The organism is Streptomyces sp. NPDC014656, from assembly GCF_043084305.1.
In the GTDB taxonomy this organism is placed as follows: Bacteria; Actinomycetota; Actinomycetes; order Streptomycetales; family Streptomycetaceae; genus Streptomyces.
On sequence record NZ_JBIBZN010000009.1, the window covers coordinates 144,565 to 159,990 of the forward strand.

The window sequence follows — 15,426 nt, forward strand, 5'->3', positions numbered from 1 at the left end:
GGGAGGAGGGGGCTCGTGCCCGAGAAGACCGGCGCGGTCCTCCGTAGCCGGGCTGTACGTCCGGTGACAGAGCACCGCGCGGAGTACTCCTCCTCGAAACAGACGGGGCTGAAGGCCGCGGCACGAACCTCGCGGGCCGGGTGCGCTCCGGCAGGCCCGTCCCACGTGTCCGCGGCCCGCACCGCGACCGACGCCCTGGCCGAGGACGAAGATCGTGAGCCGGCACGCCCCGGTCAAGCGAGACGTGGAGCTGGTCGACGCACCACAGGGACGGCCTTGTGACGCCGAACCCGCGAAGGCAACCCCGTGGGGCGCGACCAGCCCCTCCACCACTCTCCTCCACCACTCCCATCCACCGCTCGGATGCCGGCTCGCCGACATCGGCGCCTCCGCGTCGGCGCATCCGCGTCGGACAGTTCGTGACCTGGGCGGACGACCGCCTCCGGACGACCCTGCGAACCGCCTCCCGCCCTCGCGGCGCGAAGGAATCAGTCGTCCCGCCCCGCAGCCGGAAGGCGAGCGAACGACCGGCCGGATCATGAACGTCCCCTGCGACGTCCGCGAAGGCATCCGCACGACGTGGTGGTGAGGGGTGGGGGAAAGGCACAGCTCGCCACGATCAGCGTCGGATCTCCCACTCGACACAGTGACGACCTGACGCGTCTTCGTGGCTCGTGGGCGTGTACTGCAGGAAGGGGCGACCCGACTCCAGGGCGTCGGCCAGTGCCTGGAAGAGTTCTGTCAGGCTGGTCGCCCAGAGCGTTCCGCTCAGGTCTCCCGACCCGATGCCCATCTCGTACACGTGCCCGTACGAAGCGCCGGGACGATGGTCGACGAAGGCGACACCGCCGTCGTTGGGAAGGGCGAACGGCACACACCGGTGCAGGTTCACAGCCAGCGCGTCTTCCTCCCAGAGGTCGGCTTCGATGTTGTCCTCGCCGACGTCCACGAGCACGTCGTACATCATCACGATGTCGTCCACACCACTGAGCCGGTGTCCCGAGGGTAGGAACTTGCCCGCAGGCAGGACCGTGCGGGAACCCGGATCGGCAACAGGCTCGGCGGCCCCGTCGTGCAGTTCCAGGAGCGCCTTGAGCTCTGGATGCAGGGCGAAGCCCAGCCGTGACTCCAGGCCGGCGAGCTGCTCATGCCCCGCCGGCCCCCGCAAGGCCGCGTGATCTGCAGGCGAGTGCGACGCGAGCCACGAATCAAGACGAGCCCACGCAGGGCCGAACGCCGCACCATCTATCTGGGTCATACACCGAAGATAGACGGCCGCACTGACAGCCAGGTCCCGCACCCAGCAGGGCTCGATTTGCGGGGTCAAGAACACCCACGGAAGAACCCCCGGGCCGTCACGCCGTCACGCCGTCATGCCGTCATGCGGTCATGCCGTCATCCGGTGGGGAGCCGTCTCACGACCAGACGAGCCGGCCTTCGACGAACCGACTGGTCCGGGAGCTTCCACCGGCGATCCTCGTCAGCGTCTCCGCCACGGAGTCGAAATACCGGGCCATCGATTCGTACTCGCCCGTGACCGTGGGGTCACCCACGAACCAGCTGCCGACGCGTCCGTCCCGCACATCGACGAACTTTCCCATCCAGCCGTCCTGGTCCGACAGGAACGGGATCCACTCGTTACGCCAGAACGGATCGTCCGGCTGGTCCGGAGGATCGAATCCGCAGGACGTGAAGCGGTTCGTGTAGAGCCTCTCCATCGCCCGTATGCCCAGAAAGAAGCTTCCCTCGTCAGGGAACCCGTCGAAGCCGCAGCACATCACGTCGTCGTCGAAATCCTCCTCCGGCGGATCCAGATCGTTCTGCAACAGCCAGGCCCGCAGGTCCCCATGAAGGGAGATCCCCATCCGTTCCTCGGCTGCCGCGAGCATCTCCTCCGTAGCGGGCCCCGGCAGATCCGCGTGATCGGCCGGCGCGTGCTCCTGAAGAAGACTCATCACACGCGACCAACTCTCAGCCACACTCATCCCCTCATCCCCCCTCATCCCCATCTACCCTCTCTGCATAAATGCCTCCATCCGACCGCGCCACAACGAAGGTTGCGAAGCGCCCACCGGAGAACCTTGCGGGGATGCTACTTCGAGCATGCCTCCCCGCCCCCACGCCCGGCTTCCGCTCCCCCACGCCCGGCTTCCGCCCCGAAGCACAGGGCCAGCCCTCAAAGAGTTGGCCGCCCGCCGCCCTTCCCAGACACCCCGCTGTGCCCGGCGGGCCGGCCGAGGAACCTCCAGTACACCAGCGAGGGCCACGACGACCAGCACGAGAACCCGCGACGGCCGCGTAGCGAGGCCGTCGCGTCCCCAGACCGAGCCGCCCTGATCTCCGGACGACCGAACACCAGGCCACCCCACGGGCCGCGCCGACGCCCACGCACGGCCCAGCCGGCACCTGCCTCCAACCGGTCGGCGGGAGGACCCGCGAGGCGCCTCCCGTTTTCTGCCCCTGACACGACTTCAGCGGCAGACGCGAGCCGCGGCGGATTCGTTCACGTTCAGCGACAGCATTCGTTGACGGGTTTCAGCAGCGTTTGATGATCAACTCGCTCGTGCTTGTTCACGAGAAATGGCTCTGGCGTAACTTCTGTGGAGTGGTTACGTCTCGTGAGTGGCCGACATGGCGTTGGCGAGCTGTGTGACAGGGTCGCCGGCGATCTGGTGTCGGGACTGCTGCGTGGGCCAGGTGGAGAAGGCGTCGTCCGACCAGCGCGGAACCACGTGGAAGTGCAGATGGGGCACTGACTGCTCCGAGCCGGGGCCGCTGGCGCTCAGGATGTTCACGCCTTCGGCCTTCAGTACGCTCCGCATCGTCCCAGCAAGGCGCTGGACCAGCGTCATGACGTGCGCCAAAACCTCCGGTGGAGTGTCGAAGATGTCCGTCCGGTGGGACGTGGGAATGACCAGGGTGTGCCCTGGCGCGAGGGGATCCAGCGGAGCGAACGCGCTGACCACGGGCCCGCGCGTCACCCACCGGCCGGCGCCGTCCCGTACCAGTCGGCAGAAGGTGCAGTCCATGAGGTCAGACCTTGTCAGAACCATCACGGTGCCGACCAATCGTTTCGGGAGCAGCGGGAATCCGCAGCAACCACTTGTGAGCGCTCCACAGAAGTTGTGCCAGAACCCGAGAAATAGCAGCACTGACGCGGCGGGTCGTCGCTGTCAGGTCAGGACGACGCACCCCAGCCCCTCCAGCTTGCTGAGGAGCGGTAGGGAGGGATCGATCTTGTTCCAGCGCAGGTCCAGTTTCTCCAGCGAGGGCATCAGGGCGAGCCAGTCGGGCAGCCGGCCGAGGTTGTTGCTCCGCAGGTCGATCTGACGCAGTCGCGGGAGGCCGGAGAGTGAATCCGGCACTTCGGCTAGGGAGTTCTCGCGTAGGTCCAGGTGACGCAGTTCGTGCAGGTTGGCCGTTGACGGCGGCAGGTGCTCGATCGCGTTTCCCCGGAGTCATAGCTCACGCAGGCTGTGGAGCCGGCCGATGGCGTCGGGCAGGGTGGTGAGCTGGCTGTGCTGCGCTCTGAGCTCGATGAGGCCGCTCATCCCGCCGATGGTCTCCGGCAGGGAGGCGAGGGGGTTCTCGCCGACGTTGAGGTAGCGCAGACGGGCCAGGTTTCCCAGAGAGTCGGGGAGCCGGGACAGCTGGTTGTCGTGCAGGTAGAGGCAGTCGCTGAGCTCGGTCAGCTCGCCGAGTTCTTCGGGCACCGACGTCAGCGCGTTATGGCCGAGGTCCAGGGTTTTCAGCCGGCGGAGCTGCCTGATGTCCGGCGGGAGGGCCGTGAGTCCGTTGTCCGCGAGGATCAGCACGTCGAGCTCGGTCTGTCGCCAGACCGACTCGGGCACCTCTCCGAGATCTTGACGCCACAGGTCCAGTGTGTGCCTCACGGCCATCTCCCCTTCATCAGCGGACTGAGGGCTGTCCCGTAACTGCCAGGGGAGTTAAGCGTCGTGCTCAGACTCCCTTGTGGTCTGCTGCTGCGGCCCAGCGACGGATGTGCGGGTCGGGATGGACCCGGGCGGATGCGAGTGTGCTTTCAAGTAGTTCGTGCAGGGGTGGCGGGTATGCCTCGCGGGCGGTGGGCAGGTCCAGCAGGGCGCGGTGGCGCATCTTCAGGTCGGTGGTTTCGGCGAACACCCGCAGGGATGCCTCCAGCCAGGCGTCCTTGATGTCTTGTGACTCGTCCAGCGCGGGATCACGTATCCCGCCGGGTCCGTACGCCGGAGACCGATCTGCACGCAGCGGCACATGGGCGCTGTACCAGGCCCGCACGGCACCGGCTCGCTCGGCATTCGTGCCGACCTGCAGGTAGTCGACCAATGCCGCCATCACACGGCGGCGTCCGAATGCGTAGACCGCCGGCTCGACGAACCAGCGGCAGAAGCTGGGATCCGGGTCGTACACGGCTGCCGCCATCAGCGGGACGAACCACTCATCGGGCAGACTTGCACGTTCGAGCAGGGGCTTGCGCACCGCATGGGCAAGGTGGCGGGCACGCCGGTCCGTCTGCTCCACACCGACGTCTCCGACGCCCAGCAGCCGGGCCACTTCTGTCACGCATGTCAGGAATGAACGCGGTTCTATGCCGCTCTGCTCGTCTTCGGCCACGGCAGCATTCTGGACTGCCCGGATCGGCAAGCACAGATCCGATGGCCGCTGGTACTTGGACGGAAGAGCGCTTGCTCGGCCTTCCCCGGGTGGAACGATCATGGTGTGGCTGGTGTGATCACGGCGTCGGAGCCGTCCTGGATAGCCCCATTCTCCGGGCTGAGCCCTCGCGCTTTCGGGAAGCTGGTGACCGTGCTGCGACGTGAAGGTGCGGATGTGGTCCGCAAGGGCCGGCCGTGGAGCCTCCCGCTGGAGGACCGGGCCCTGCTGGTGGCCGCGTACTGGCGCACGAACCTGACCATGCGCCAGCTCGCCCCGCTGTTCGGGGTGTCGAAGTCGGCGGTGGACCGGATCATCGACCGCCTCGGCCCGATGTTCGCGCTCCAGCCCCGCAAGCGGTTCGCGAAGGACACCGTGCTCATCGTGGATGGGACCTTGGTTCCCACCCGGGACCACACCATCGCCGAGCGGTCGAAGAACTACCGGTACTCCACCAACCATCAGGTCGTCATCGACGCCGACACCCGGCGCGTCGTCGTGGTCGGCCGACCGCTCGCCGGGAACCGCAACGATTGCAAGGCATGGGCGGAATCCGGCGCCAAGTCCGCCGTCGGCAAAACTCTCGTGATCGCCGACGGCGGCTACCCAGGCACCGGCCTCGTCATCCCACACCGCCGGCAGCGCGGCCAGATCGAACTGTCCGCCTGGAAAGAAGAACACAACAAGTCCCACAAGCAAGTCCGAGCCCGCGTCGAGCACGTCTTCGCCCGCATGAAGACCTGGAAGATCCTCCGCGACTGCCGCCTCAAGGGCGACGGTGTCCACCAGGCCATGCTCGGCATCGCCCGGATGCACAACTTCGCTCTCAGCGGATAGACCAACGGGCTCCACCGGGATCAACCATGCCCGAGGCGACCCGAAGATCATTTACGGGACAGCCCTTGGGCTCCGATTCTCGTCCGGGACCTTCCTCGTCACCCGGACTCTGGCACACATTCCGTGAAGCCCTACCGCTCCTCGGTCTCCGAGGTCCGCGACCCTGGTGAAACAGCAGGTCAGCAGCTCGCCCAGAAGCCTCCGCGAGCCGCGGCCTGCGTGGATTCACGGAAGTCGTGCCAGAAACCGAAGCGAGCGTGTATTGATTCTTCAGTCGCTTCAGTCGCTTCAGTCGCTTCAGTCGCTTCAGTCGCTTGGGGCCGCTGCCGGCCGTGGAGGCGTGATGAGGCGGCGGCGGGCGGGTTGCGTGAGCGGCTTGCGGCTGTGCGCCGCTCCCCGCGCACGTGGGGCCGACCCTCCGGCGGAAGGAAGCCGAAGGCGCGCGTCCTCGACGAGGGGGCCGGCGTCGGCGGGGTCCGCAGCCGGACGACTCTGCTGATCCACATCTCGCGGTCAACGGCGAAGCCGCCTACGACTGGGCCGGCAAGCTCCGCCACGACATGGCGATCAGGATGATGGATCGGTTCGGCACCCGCCAGACCGAGCTGAAAGCCCGATCCAGAAGTATCCGCCGACGGAGGCTTCCGCCGGCGGCCGGCCGGACAGACCCTAGATCCGCGAGTTGCGCAGCGACTGCCACGCCGCGCCGGCCAGCGCCCGCGCCGACCGGGGGACCGACAGGTGCTCGTGCTCGCGGTACAGCTCCCAGTTGTACTTGACCAGGGACGCCTTGTTGGAGGACAGGGAGTTCGCCTGATGGGCCCGGTACACCGCGAGCGGTTCGGCCAGACCGCGGGCGTCCGCGCCGTCCCGCATGATCGACAGCCAGAGGGCGTAGTCCTGGCGCTTGCGCATCTCCGGCATCAGCCTCGTGCCCAGCACCTTGCGGTCGTACATGGCGGTGAGCGCACCGATGTAGTCCCGGACCAGCATCGCGCGGTAGTCCACGTGCTCGCGCGCGTGGATGATCCGGCCGTTCGGGACCCAGTCGGTGCTCTCGCCGGCGTGGTCGGCGTCCATCTTGAAGTAGGAGGTGAACGTCAGCGGTGCCGTGCCCTCGGCGGCGAAGGCGAGCTGCTTCTCGGTCTTCTCCGGGAGCCACATGTCGTCGCTGTCGAGGAAGGCCACGTAGTCCCCGCGGGCCCGCTCGATGGCGAGGTTACGGGCCCGGCCCGCGCCGCCCCGCTCGGGCGCCGACCGCGGCAGGACGCGCTCGTCCTGCTCGGCGAACTCGCGGAGCAGGTCCATGGAGCCGTCGGAGGACTGGTCGTCGGTGACCAGCAGCTCCAGATCGGCATGGGTCTGCGTAAGCACTGACCGGACGGCCGCGCCGAGGGTGGCTGCCGAGTTGTACACGGGCATCACGACCGACACCAGGGGCACAGCGCTTCTCCTTACAAGACCAGGAACGACGGTCCATTCAAACATCACCATCGAGCGGCAACCGCCACGCAGACTGTTGTCGCTGGTCAGAGCCACGTAGTACGTCCGCCGGCTGTACGTCCCGCGGGGGCGGACCGCGACGGCGCGGGGGAAGCGGCCCTCCTCCTGGGGGTGGCGGATCGCCGGCTGTCCGGGCGCGGTGGAATCCTTCGATCGCATGGCCCGGGAGCTGAACGGTCATGCCTTCGGCGTGCTGCTCGCTGACGCCGGGCCGTGCTCGTTCTCGGCGGGGGAGTCGTGATGGCCGGCAAGGCCGCCACGAAACGCCTCGATCCGGCCGATCGCGCCGTGCTGCACGTTCTCGCCGGTGACCTGCCGGGCCGTCCCCGGCTCTGGAGCCTCGATCGCGTACTGGCTTCCGGGCGCCCCGCGTCCGTCGTTCTGGAGGCGGTGGCCGGCACGGGCGGCGTACTCGTGACCATCGACGTGGGGGATGGGCCGGGGCCGCCGGTGCCGCGCGAGCCGGTGGCCGTGCCGTCCGTCGAACGGGAGCGCGTCGGTGAAGGAGAACGGTGCCGGACGCATTGTGGTGTCGGCCCTTCGTGCGCTCAGAGGGCAGCGAGCGGATCTCTATTGCCTGGCACGGGCGGGTGCTGACGGCAACGGTGCCACTGCCACTGCCACTGCCACCGCCACCGCCCCGCCACCGTCGACGGTGGCGCCGACGGCACGGACCACGTCCGCGTCCTGCGCGACAACAGCCTGCAGAACCCGCGCCGTGATCGTTCTCGCTCCGCGCCCACCCACGGGCGGACAGCGGCGGTGGCGCACCCGGCTGTCACACCTGCCCGAGGTCTCCGCCGTCCGGCCTCCGGCCTCGGTCACGTGCCACGGTGGTGCCGGGCTCTTCGCCCTTGCCGCCCTCTGCGACGGCCGGCTGTTCCTGCACCCCGAACCGACCCCTGTCCGCCTCCTCCTCGACGGCCCTCGCTCCGGAGCGCCAACGCTGAGAACGCTCCGGGTCCGGGGCTTCAGAGGCCGGTCATGACCGGCAGCGCGTCGGCGCGGCCGTAGGTGAGGATGCGCCGGAGTGCCTCTCTCATGCGGGCTATGTCATCGGCCGGCGCCTGCAGGACCGCTTCGACCACTGGGTCGCCCAAGCCCAGGTCGTCCAGGTGGGCGGGGTCGAACGTCACCCGCAGGAGATTGCCTTCCAGCTCGACCGCGCGCAGACATCCGTAGGCGGTGTTCTGGTCGGGAGTGACGACGCAGTACGAGTCCATGCCAAGGCGAATGTTCTGCTCGTCCGGTTCTTCCGAGTCGCCCTGGAACTCGAGCGCGAAGCCTCTCTCGTCCTCCGACTCGGCGACTCCGGCGAGCGGGACGTAGACGCCCGGCGGAAAGTTCTCGTGCCATCCGTAAGCGATGGTCGCAACAAACCTGTAGGTCACACGCGCGTTCTATCAGACCTGCCGCGGCCGACGATGTCCGGCCGGTGCGTCAGCTTGGTCGACCAGTGCTTTCTCGGCACCCGGCCAGAGCGCGACCGGGGCGTGGTGGAGATCATGAGCGGCGGTTGCTTCACGAGCGTGTGTGCGGACCTTCTCGACCCGGCCGCCCCCGTCTTGTTCTTCGACTGCGACATCGCCTCGGCAGACCCCGACGCCGCGTGGACGGTGCGGGCACACGTCCCGAAGCCGAAGCCGAAGCCGAAGCCGAAGCCGAAGCCCTGTGGCCGGGTGCCCGCACCCTGATCACCTGCCCCGCCGGCATCGACCGCTGCACAACCGGCCACCTCGTAGAGGCGTCATCCGCTCGGCCGACTACGACCTCGACGGCGCCTGTCTGCCCGCGGTGGCGGAAGCATTCGATCGCGCGGCCGTTCACCGGGCTTCCCACCCGTCGGAAGGGCCGGCGGATGCTGACGGGGCGGCCCACCCGCGGTAACCGTCAGGGACGTCCGTCCCGCCGCCGGTCGGTTCCGCGCCGGGGCGGGGCATCCGGGTACGGCGGGGGTGCAGGCGGTTGCGGCTGCTGGTCCTGGCGGTGCTGCAGCGAGTGATCTCGGCGGTCGTGGAGTGCTGGGGCTCGGGGCGGGTGCCGCGGACCGGCGACGCTCGCAGAGCCGTTCGAAACCTTCGCCAAGAGGTTCTTGAGCGACTGCTCAAGAATAGGTACTCTCCCCGTGGGGGCCATTTTGAGCGATCGCTCAAAAAGGGAGAGGGGGCGAGGTCGTGGGGCTCTACGTCGAGGCACGTATCCGCGGCGACCTGGATACGCTGTGGGGGCGGACCCAGGACCCCGTCGAGCACCAGCGGTGGGACCTCAGGTTCACCGAGATCGTGTATCTGCCGTCCGCTCCAGGGGAACCCCGGCGGTTCCGGTACGCCGTCCGCCTCCTGCCCTTCCTGGCTGTCGCCGGCACCGGTGTCTGCGCGGGGGAGCGCCACCGGGCCGGTGGCGAGCGGGTCTCCGCCCTGCGCTTCGCCTCCCCGGACCCGCTGTCGCTCCTCGCGGAGGGCAGCGGCTACTGGCGCTACGTGCCGGAGCGGGACGGCATCCGCTTCCTCACGGGTTACGACTACCGGCCCCGCTGGGGCCGCTTCGGGCAGGTCGTCGACCGCCTCCTCTTCCGACCCCTGATGCTCTGGGCCACGGCCTGGTCCTTCGACAGGCTGCGGCTGTGGTGCGAGAACGGGACCACGCCCGAGCACGCCCGCACCCGCTGGCTGCTCGAACTGGGCGCCCGGCTGCTGCTCGCGGGAGTCCCGTTCTCCACGGCCCCGCTGCTGCCGGGGGCGGCCTCGCTCGCGGCGGCCCCCTTCGCGGTCCTCGGTCTCTTCGCCGCCTTCTTCCTGCCGCCGGCGCCTGGCACCCCCGCCGCCCGCCGCTGTCTGCGCACTCCGCCCCGCCGGAGCCGAGCACCCCGCCTTCTCGCCACCCTGGAGCAGCCGTGACCTCGATCTTCCGCACCGCCATGGGCGACGCCGCCTTCGGACGGCTGCATCCGGAACTGCGACGGCGCTTCTCCGTCGGGCTCGACAGCGGCGAGTTGTGCGTCGGACGCGGGGTGATGGACCGCATCTGGCACGGCAGGGGACCGGTCGGTCCGCTCATCCGGCCGTTCCTCGCGCTCGGCGGCACCCGCAACATCCTGCTTCCGCGCACCGGCCGGAACATCCCCTTCACCATCGAGAACGTTCCGTACCGCGACTCGTACGGGCGCGAGACCGTCACCTTCGTACGGACCTTCCAACTGCCCGACGGCCCACGCCGCTTCGACGCGACGATGGTGCACAGCCCCGACCGCGGCTGCGTGCTCGACTACCTCGGGACCCACCAGCACCTGGCGAGCGAACTGCGCCTGACGGCCGAACCCGACGGCTCGCTGCTCATCCGTTCGGGCGAACACCGCTTCCGTGAGGGCCCGCTGGACCTCCGGGTGCCCGATCTGGCCGGCGCCGACGCCGAGGTGCGCGAGACCTTCGACGAGGACACCGGCCGCTTCCGCTTCCGCATTCGGGTCCGAGTCGTCAACCGCTACGTGGGGCCGCTGTTCGGCTACGAAGGCTCCTTCACCGCTTCGTACGCCTCCGTCCAGGAGTGCGGGATCCGGCCGGGGCTGCGCCCCGTGCGCGAGGAGGCGAGGGCGTGAGCGTGGAGGACGCCCGGCGCGGTCTTGTTCCCGTACCTGTCGACCATGCCGGGGGATAAGCCGAGTCCATAGGCGTCCAGGCCCAGTTCGTGCGGCCTGTCCGTCAGATGCCCGGCCCGCACCCGACGTGCGCTGTCCGCTGTCCGCGGGTTGCCCGTCACCGACCGGCGATCTCGACGGTCCACCGGCGATCCGCAGGGACCTGGTTCCGACGCGGCGGTCGGCCTGGCAAGTGGTGAAGGGGCGGCACGTCGGCATGATGTGTTTCTGCTCCGGTCCGTCGAAATTTCCCCTTCAACCGTGGAGCGGCTCGCAGGGTGCGAGCCGCTGCACTCGGACGTCATCCCATTCGGTGAGTCCGTGCGACGATGCGTCGGCCGGTGGGAAGTCGTGAGGGGGTGGAGGTCGATGGAGTACGTCGATCTCGATGCGCAGGTCGGTGACCTGTCAGGGGTCCTGGACCCGGCTCGCTATCTGAGCCGCCTGCCCTCGATCTCCGGTGACCTGCCGCCGGGCGCCAGGGCTTTCGCCACGGACGCGGACCACTACGACTTCCGCAGCAGGCGATGCGTGAAGGATCTGACGCTTCGGGCCGTCCGGGGCGCCGGCGGTGAGGAGACGGAGGTCGAGTTCCGGCACAACTGCTGGAAGCACGACCAGGACCTGCTGATCCGCTACGTAGGGGTGTCCAGTTTCATCATCGATCCCGCCGACGAGGACCGAGGAACGGACCTCGGGACTGTGATCCTCGACGAGATCCTGCCGCACGGGGACGGTTGCAGCCACGAGATCACCTGCTGGGACGGCACCCTCCTCGTTGTCTGCCGCGACTTCCAGGCGACCTGGATCGGGACCGACTGCTCCACCAAGCCGTAGGCGCGACAGTCACGGGGGTCGTCGAGCGGCTGGTGCTGGATGAGCTGTGGAGCTGTGGGAGCTGTTCCAGCGGGTGGTGCCGCAGGCGCCGTCGCGACCTCGGGGCGGTGGTCGGCGTCGGCACGGTGACAGGGAGGTGCGGGGCAGCGATCGTGTTCGTGGCCACGTCGGCCTGTACGTGGCAGCAGCTGCCGACAGCGTCGTTCGGGCTGCCAGGGCGACTGCGCATCGGCGGTTCGCCGAGTGGTCGAAGGCCCGGGTGGGGACCAGGCTCCACCGTGCGGTGCTCGACGAGTTCGGTGCCCGCTACTCCCTCGCCCCGACCGCCTCGGCCGGATCGCCACCGCCCTCCTCACCCTCGCCCCCCAGGCCCGAGTCCTGATCCTGATCCTGATCGAACGCCGCTGCGAGCCCCCGCGGGCGTCGCCAGAGGCACGACGTGCGTCGGCGAAGAAGGCGCCCTCATGCGGCGGTGGCACCGCCGGCGTCGTTGCCCGGCATGGCGAATACGGTCGCGGCCTGTGCGGCGAGCGCGGTGAGCGCGGTGATCGCGGTGATCGCGGCGGCGAGGAACGCCGGCGTGGCGATCGCGACCAGCGGGGCGGCCGTCGGCAGCTGTGCGCAAGGAAGCAAAGCCGGATGGCGTCGATCGTGAATTGTTCGCCGCGGTTCCAGGAAGACGGCCGGGTGACGAACGTCGGGCTCGCCGAACGCGTCGGGCTGACACCACCACGCGTTGACGGCCGCGACCCGGAAGGTCGCCTCGTGGCGAACGGCGAGCTCGTCGTACCGCGTGACGACATTCGTACAAGACCGAGGGGCGGCAGCCCAGGCATTCTCCCGCGCATGGGTATCTACGACGGTAAGCACCCGCACGGGATGCACGGGATGCACGGGATGCAGGGGATGCAGGGGATGGACGGGATGCAGGGGATGCACGTGGTCCACGACGGCCCCCGGGAGGCGCCGCCGCTGGTGCTCATCCACGGATCGGGGGCCTCGGGCAGTTCCTGGGGTCCGGTGGTGCCGGCACTGGCAGGCCGGTATCACGTCGTCCGGATCGACCTACCGGGCCACGGCCGGTCCGCGCCCGCCCGGTCGTACGACGTGTCTGAGCAGGCAGCCGGCCTGGCCGCGGTGCTCGATGAGCTCGGCCTCCGTCCGGTCACCGTGGCCGGGCACTCCAGCGGCGGATACATCGCCACCGCGCTCGCCGAACAGCGCCCGGACCTGGTGGGTTCGCTCGCACTGATCAGCAGTGGCCCGAGTCCCGACGCGCTCCTTCCGCAGCCCGCCCTCCTTCGGGCCCTGCTGGCCCCGCCGCTCGGCCCGTTCCTGTGGAGAGTCCGCTCCGACGCGATGCTCCGCCGAGGGGTGACCGCGGTGTGCAACCGGCCGGTGGACGTCCCGGACGACCTGGTCGCCGACGTACGCGGCATGGGCTACCGCACGTTCAGGACGGTGCTGCGCGAGAACGGCGCGTACATCGCCGAGCGGAGCGTACCCGCGCGCCTGACCGCACTCGACGTCCCGGTCCTGGTGGTCTTCGGCGCTGCCGACCCCCGCTGGGACCCGTCTTCGGCACACCACTACGACACGGTGCCGAACGCGCGGGTCGAGCAGCTGCCCGGCGTCGGGCACTTCCCCATGCTCGAAGCACCCGAGCCGACCGGCGAGTTGCTGCTGCGCTTCGCGGCGACGACCCGCTGACCCCCACCGTCTACCCTGCTGCCGTGAGGTCCACCGAACCACCACACGACTGGGCGACGGTGGAGGTCGCCGTGCCCCGGCGGCCGGGCCGGCTGCCGGGGGTCACCATGGCCGGGTTCCGCCAGCGTGTTCCGGCGAGCGCGGACATCACCATGGTCGCGCATCCCTCGGTCACCCTGTTCGTGGACCTGAGCGACGGAGACGGCCTCGTCTACGACTCCCACTCCCACGGCTGGCGCGAACGCGGCAGCACGGCCGTGGGACTGGCACCGGGCGGCCTCCGGCTCGGAGGCCTGGCTTCCGGGGGGATCGAATGCCTCCAGATCCGGCTGTCACCGGTCCTGGCGGTCGCGCTGCTCGGCGGATCGGCCGACCTCAGCGGGACGGTGGTCTCCCTGACGGATCTCTGGGGCCGCGACGCCGGGCGAGCCGAGGAAAGGCTGCGGGCCGCCGCGTCGTGGGACGAGCGGTTCACGATCGCAGAGGACGCCCTCGGCCGGCGGATGAGCGCCCGCCCGTCGCTCGACCCGGAGGTGGCCGCCGCCTGGGGCATGATGCTGACCAGCCGGGGACGGGTGCGCGTCGACAGCCTGGCGAACGAGCTGGGATGGAGCCGTAAACGCCTGTGGTCCCGCTTCCGGGCCCAGATCGGCCTCACCCCCAAGCACGCCGCCCGGCTGGTGCGCTTCGACCACGCCGCCCACCTCCTCGCCGCGGGTGACCCCGCCGCCCGGGTGGCGGCAGCGAGCGGCTACGCCGACCAGGCCCACCTCCACCGCGAGGTCAAAGCGTTCACCGGGGTGACACCCACCGCGGTAGCCGCTGCGCCGTGGCTCGCCATTGATGACGTCGCGTGGCCGGCCTCGCTCGCGGGCCCGGCACCGTCTACGTCCCCGATCCACCAGGTTCGGGCGAAGTGAGCCGTCCCGTCGAAGTCACCGGGCGGATGGCGAGCCGTTGACCTGCTGGGACGCCAGGTCGTTCGGGAGAACGGAGGCGCGGGGGTTTTCGGACGACCTTGCTTCCACGGAAGCCGTGGTCTCGCTAGATGGAGGCAGAACCTCCGGTAGAGGGCGTCCTGGGTTCCGAGCACGGTGCCGATCCGCGCGAACCGCCGGCTCAGCCTGATGGCCGCCGCCATGCCGAGGACGTGTCTGATCTGCTGGTGATGGCGGGGGAGCCGGTCGAGTCGCCGCTGCCTCTGAGCAAAGCCGTTCTTGTGGTCCTATCACCGCCTCTGCGAGCGCATCTGCGTCCGAGTTTGCGATTGCCTCTACGATCGCCTCTGCATCTGCCTCCGCGACCGCCTGGAGGGCGTTCCGCTCCTGGGGCATCAATCCGCACGACACGGCGGGCGACGGGCGACGGGCGAGCGGAAGCCGACGCGCCCGGGCACGTACGACAAAGACAGCAGCGCCGCCGGGAACCACTCGCAACGGGGCCGCACCCCCGAGCCACCAGGAGGCCCTGCTTCCACGTGCGGAAACCGCCGCGGTCACCCGGTCGGGACTCCCGCCCGCACCGACGGCCTTCGCGATCGGTACGGGCGAGGACCGCTTACGCGCCGGGGTGCTGCGGCAGGGCGAGCCAGTCCGACCAGGAGATCTCATTGCCGAGGAAGCGCGGCTGCTCGAACGGCCAGTCGGCGGCGATCCACTGCGGCACCAGCGCGTCGAGGGCCTGCTCGACCTCGCTGCCCACCAGCTCGTCCACCACCCACCAGGAGATCTCGCCGTCCGCGCCGGCCCTCTCCGGCGGGTCGATGTAGACACAGCCGAGCAGAGCGGTCTCCGCCGCGTCGAACAGCGCGTAGTTGAAGGACTGGTGCGCGGCGATCTCCTTCTCGTGCCGCAAGAGGTCGGCCCGGTCGGCCTCGTAGGTCATGGTGTCCGCGGGCCAGCCCCAGACCGGCCCGAAAATGGTCCACAGCCGCTCGCGCGAACCCATCACGGCCGGATAGTCGAGCGGGGCGTCCGCCTCCCGGATCGGCCGCAGGTGATGACCACCGCCCGGCAGCGGTACCAGGACGGGGTGGACGAAGTCATCGGGAAGCCAGCTCATGGAGCCCGACCGTAGCAGCGCACGGCCGTCCGCTCCCTTGGATTTCCCCCGCACACCGTCAGGCCCTGCTCTCCTGCCGGACAAGGCCCACGATCACCCGGCCGAGACCCCCGTCCGACCGGCGGACTCCACGATCGGCATGGCAACGGCTTCTCAGGCGGAGGTCCCTCGCGCGTGCGGGGACGGTGTCG

General features: G+C 69.6%; 17 protein-coding genes and 2 pseudogenes. 8 read left to right on the forward strand and 11 right to left on the reverse strand.

Annotated features, from left to right (window positions below):
• Positions 1-619 precede the first annotated feature (619 nt).
• From ACF1ED_RS21320 to ACF1ED_RS21345, 6 genes and pseudogenes are all read right to left on the reverse strand, one after another.
• Positions 620-1,258, reverse strand: coding sequence for an SMI1/KNR4 family protein (locus ACF1ED_RS21320; protein ID WP_391762652.1), 639 nt, complete (start codon positions 1,256-1,258; stop codon positions 620-622).
• Between the two features lie 157 nt (positions 1,259-1,415).
• Positions 1,416-1,985, reverse strand: a complete 570-nt coding sequence (locus tag ACF1ED_RS21325; RefSeq protein ID WP_391762654.1) for an SMI1/KNR4 family protein — start codon at positions 1,983-1,985, stop codon at positions 1,416-1,418.
• Between the two features lie 624 nt (positions 1,986-2,609).
• Positions 2,610-3,029, reverse strand: a complete 420-nt coding sequence (locus ACF1ED_RS21330) for an HIT family protein (RefSeq protein ID WP_391762656.1) — start codon at positions 3,027-3,029, stop codon at positions 2,610-2,612.
• Positions 3,030-3,173: 144 nt separating this feature from the next.
• A pseudogene (locus ACF1ED_RS21335) lies at positions 3,174-3,446 on the reverse strand (leucine-rich repeat domain-containing protein); the annotation flags it as partial.
• Positions 3,447-3,458: 12 nt separating this feature from the next.
• Entirely contained in the window at positions 3,459-3,893 is a 435-nt protein-coding gene (locus ACF1ED_RS21340; protein WP_391762658.1) for a leucine-rich repeat domain-containing protein, read from the reverse strand.
• A 67-nt stretch (positions 3,894-3,960) separates the two neighbouring features.
• Positions 3,961-4,614 carry a hypothetical protein gene (locus ACF1ED_RS21345; RefSeq protein ID WP_391762660.1) on the reverse strand — a complete coding sequence of 218 codons (654 nt, stop codon included), beginning with the start codon at positions 4,612-4,614 and terminating at the stop codon, positions 3,961-3,963.
• 105 nt (positions 4,615-4,719) lie between these two features.
• Between ACF1ED_RS21345 and ACF1ED_RS21350 the strand changes: the two genes are divergently transcribed.
• Positions 4,720-5,490, forward strand: a complete 771-nt coding sequence (locus ACF1ED_RS21350) for a transposase (protein ID WP_391762662.1) — start codon at positions 4,720-4,722, stop codon at positions 5,488-5,490.
• A 669-nt stretch (positions 5,491-6,159) separates the two neighbouring features.
• On the opposite strand, the gene ACF1ED_RS21355 is transcribed toward ACF1ED_RS21350, so the two are convergent.
• The 3 genes from ACF1ED_RS21355 to ACF1ED_RS21365 form a co-directional block, all read right to left on the reverse strand.
• Positions 6,160-6,933, reverse strand: a complete 774-nt coding sequence (locus tag ACF1ED_RS21355; RefSeq protein ID WP_391762953.1) for a glycosyltransferase family 2 protein — start codon at positions 6,931-6,933, stop codon at positions 6,160-6,162.
• A gap of 237 nt (positions 6,934-7,170) precedes the next feature.
• Positions 7,171-7,518 (reverse strand): hypothetical protein, encoded by a 348-nt coding sequence (locus tag ACF1ED_RS21360; protein WP_391762664.1) that lies wholly within the window; start codon positions 7,516-7,518, stop codon positions 7,171-7,173.
• Positions 7,519-7,964: 446 nt separating this feature from the next.
• A complete protein-coding gene (locus tag ACF1ED_RS21365; protein ID WP_391762666.1) occupies positions 7,965-8,384 on the reverse strand; it encodes an Imm10 family immunity protein in 420 nt (139 codons plus the stop codon).
• A 54-nt stretch (positions 8,385-8,438) separates the two neighbouring features.
• Between ACF1ED_RS21365 and ACF1ED_RS21370 the strand changes: the two genes are divergently transcribed.
• The 5 genes and pseudogenes from ACF1ED_RS21370 to ACF1ED_RS21390 form a co-directional block, all read left to right on the forward strand.
• Positions 8,439-8,687, forward strand: coding sequence for a hypothetical protein (locus tag ACF1ED_RS21370; RefSeq protein WP_391762668.1), 249 nt, complete (start codon positions 8,439-8,441; stop codon positions 8,685-8,687).
• Positions 8,688-9,167: 480 nt separating this feature from the next.
• Positions 9,168-9,890: a hypothetical protein gene (locus ACF1ED_RS21375; protein ID WP_391762670.1), complete on the forward strand. Its 723-nt coding sequence runs from the start codon at positions 9,168-9,170 to the stop codon at positions 9,888-9,890.
• Complete coding sequence (locus ACF1ED_RS21380) at positions 9,887-10,588, forward strand: DUF4166 domain-containing protein (protein ID WP_391762672.1); 702 nt, start codon at positions 9,887-9,889, stop codon at positions 10,586-10,588. The genes ACF1ED_RS21375 and ACF1ED_RS21380 overlap by 4 nt, the downstream gene beginning before the upstream one ends.
• A 408-nt stretch (positions 10,589-10,996) precedes the next feature.
• Positions 10,997-11,464, forward strand: a complete 468-nt coding sequence (locus ACF1ED_RS21385; RefSeq protein WP_391762674.1) for a hypothetical protein — start codon at positions 10,997-10,999, stop codon at positions 11,462-11,464.
• A gap of 46 nt (positions 11,465-11,510) precedes the next feature.
• Positions 11,511-11,780, forward strand: a pseudogene (locus ACF1ED_RS21390) (transposase); the annotation flags it as partial.
• A 146-nt stretch (positions 11,781-11,926) separates the two neighbouring features.
• Here ACF1ED_RS21390 and ACF1ED_RS21395 read toward each other — a convergent pair.
• Entirely contained in the window at positions 11,927-12,097 is a 171-nt protein-coding gene (locus ACF1ED_RS21395) for a hypothetical protein (RefSeq protein WP_391762676.1), read from the reverse strand.
• 213 nt (positions 12,098-12,310) lie between these two features.
• Here ACF1ED_RS21395 and ACF1ED_RS21400 point away from each other — a divergent pair, with 213 nt between their 5' ends.
• Both ACF1ED_RS21400 and ACF1ED_RS21405 read left to right on the forward strand, forming a co-directional pair.
• Positions 12,311-13,174 (forward strand): alpha/beta fold hydrolase, encoded by an 864-nt coding sequence (locus ACF1ED_RS21400; protein ID WP_391762955.1) that lies wholly within the window; start codon positions 12,311-12,313, stop codon positions 13,172-13,174.
• Positions 13,175-13,197: 23 nt separating this feature from the next.
• Positions 13,198-14,094, forward strand: coding sequence for a helix-turn-helix domain-containing protein (locus tag ACF1ED_RS21405; RefSeq protein WP_391762678.1), 897 nt, complete (start codon positions 13,198-13,200; stop codon positions 14,092-14,094).
• A gap of 637 nt (positions 14,095-14,731) precedes the next feature.
• Here the strand turns inward: ACF1ED_RS21405 and ACF1ED_RS21410 are convergent.
• Positions 14,732-15,235 (reverse strand): GNAT family N-acetyltransferase, encoded by a 504-nt coding sequence (locus tag ACF1ED_RS21410; protein ID WP_391762680.1) that lies wholly within the window; start codon positions 15,233-15,235, stop codon positions 14,732-14,734.
• Positions 15,236-15,426 lie beyond the last annotated feature (191 nt).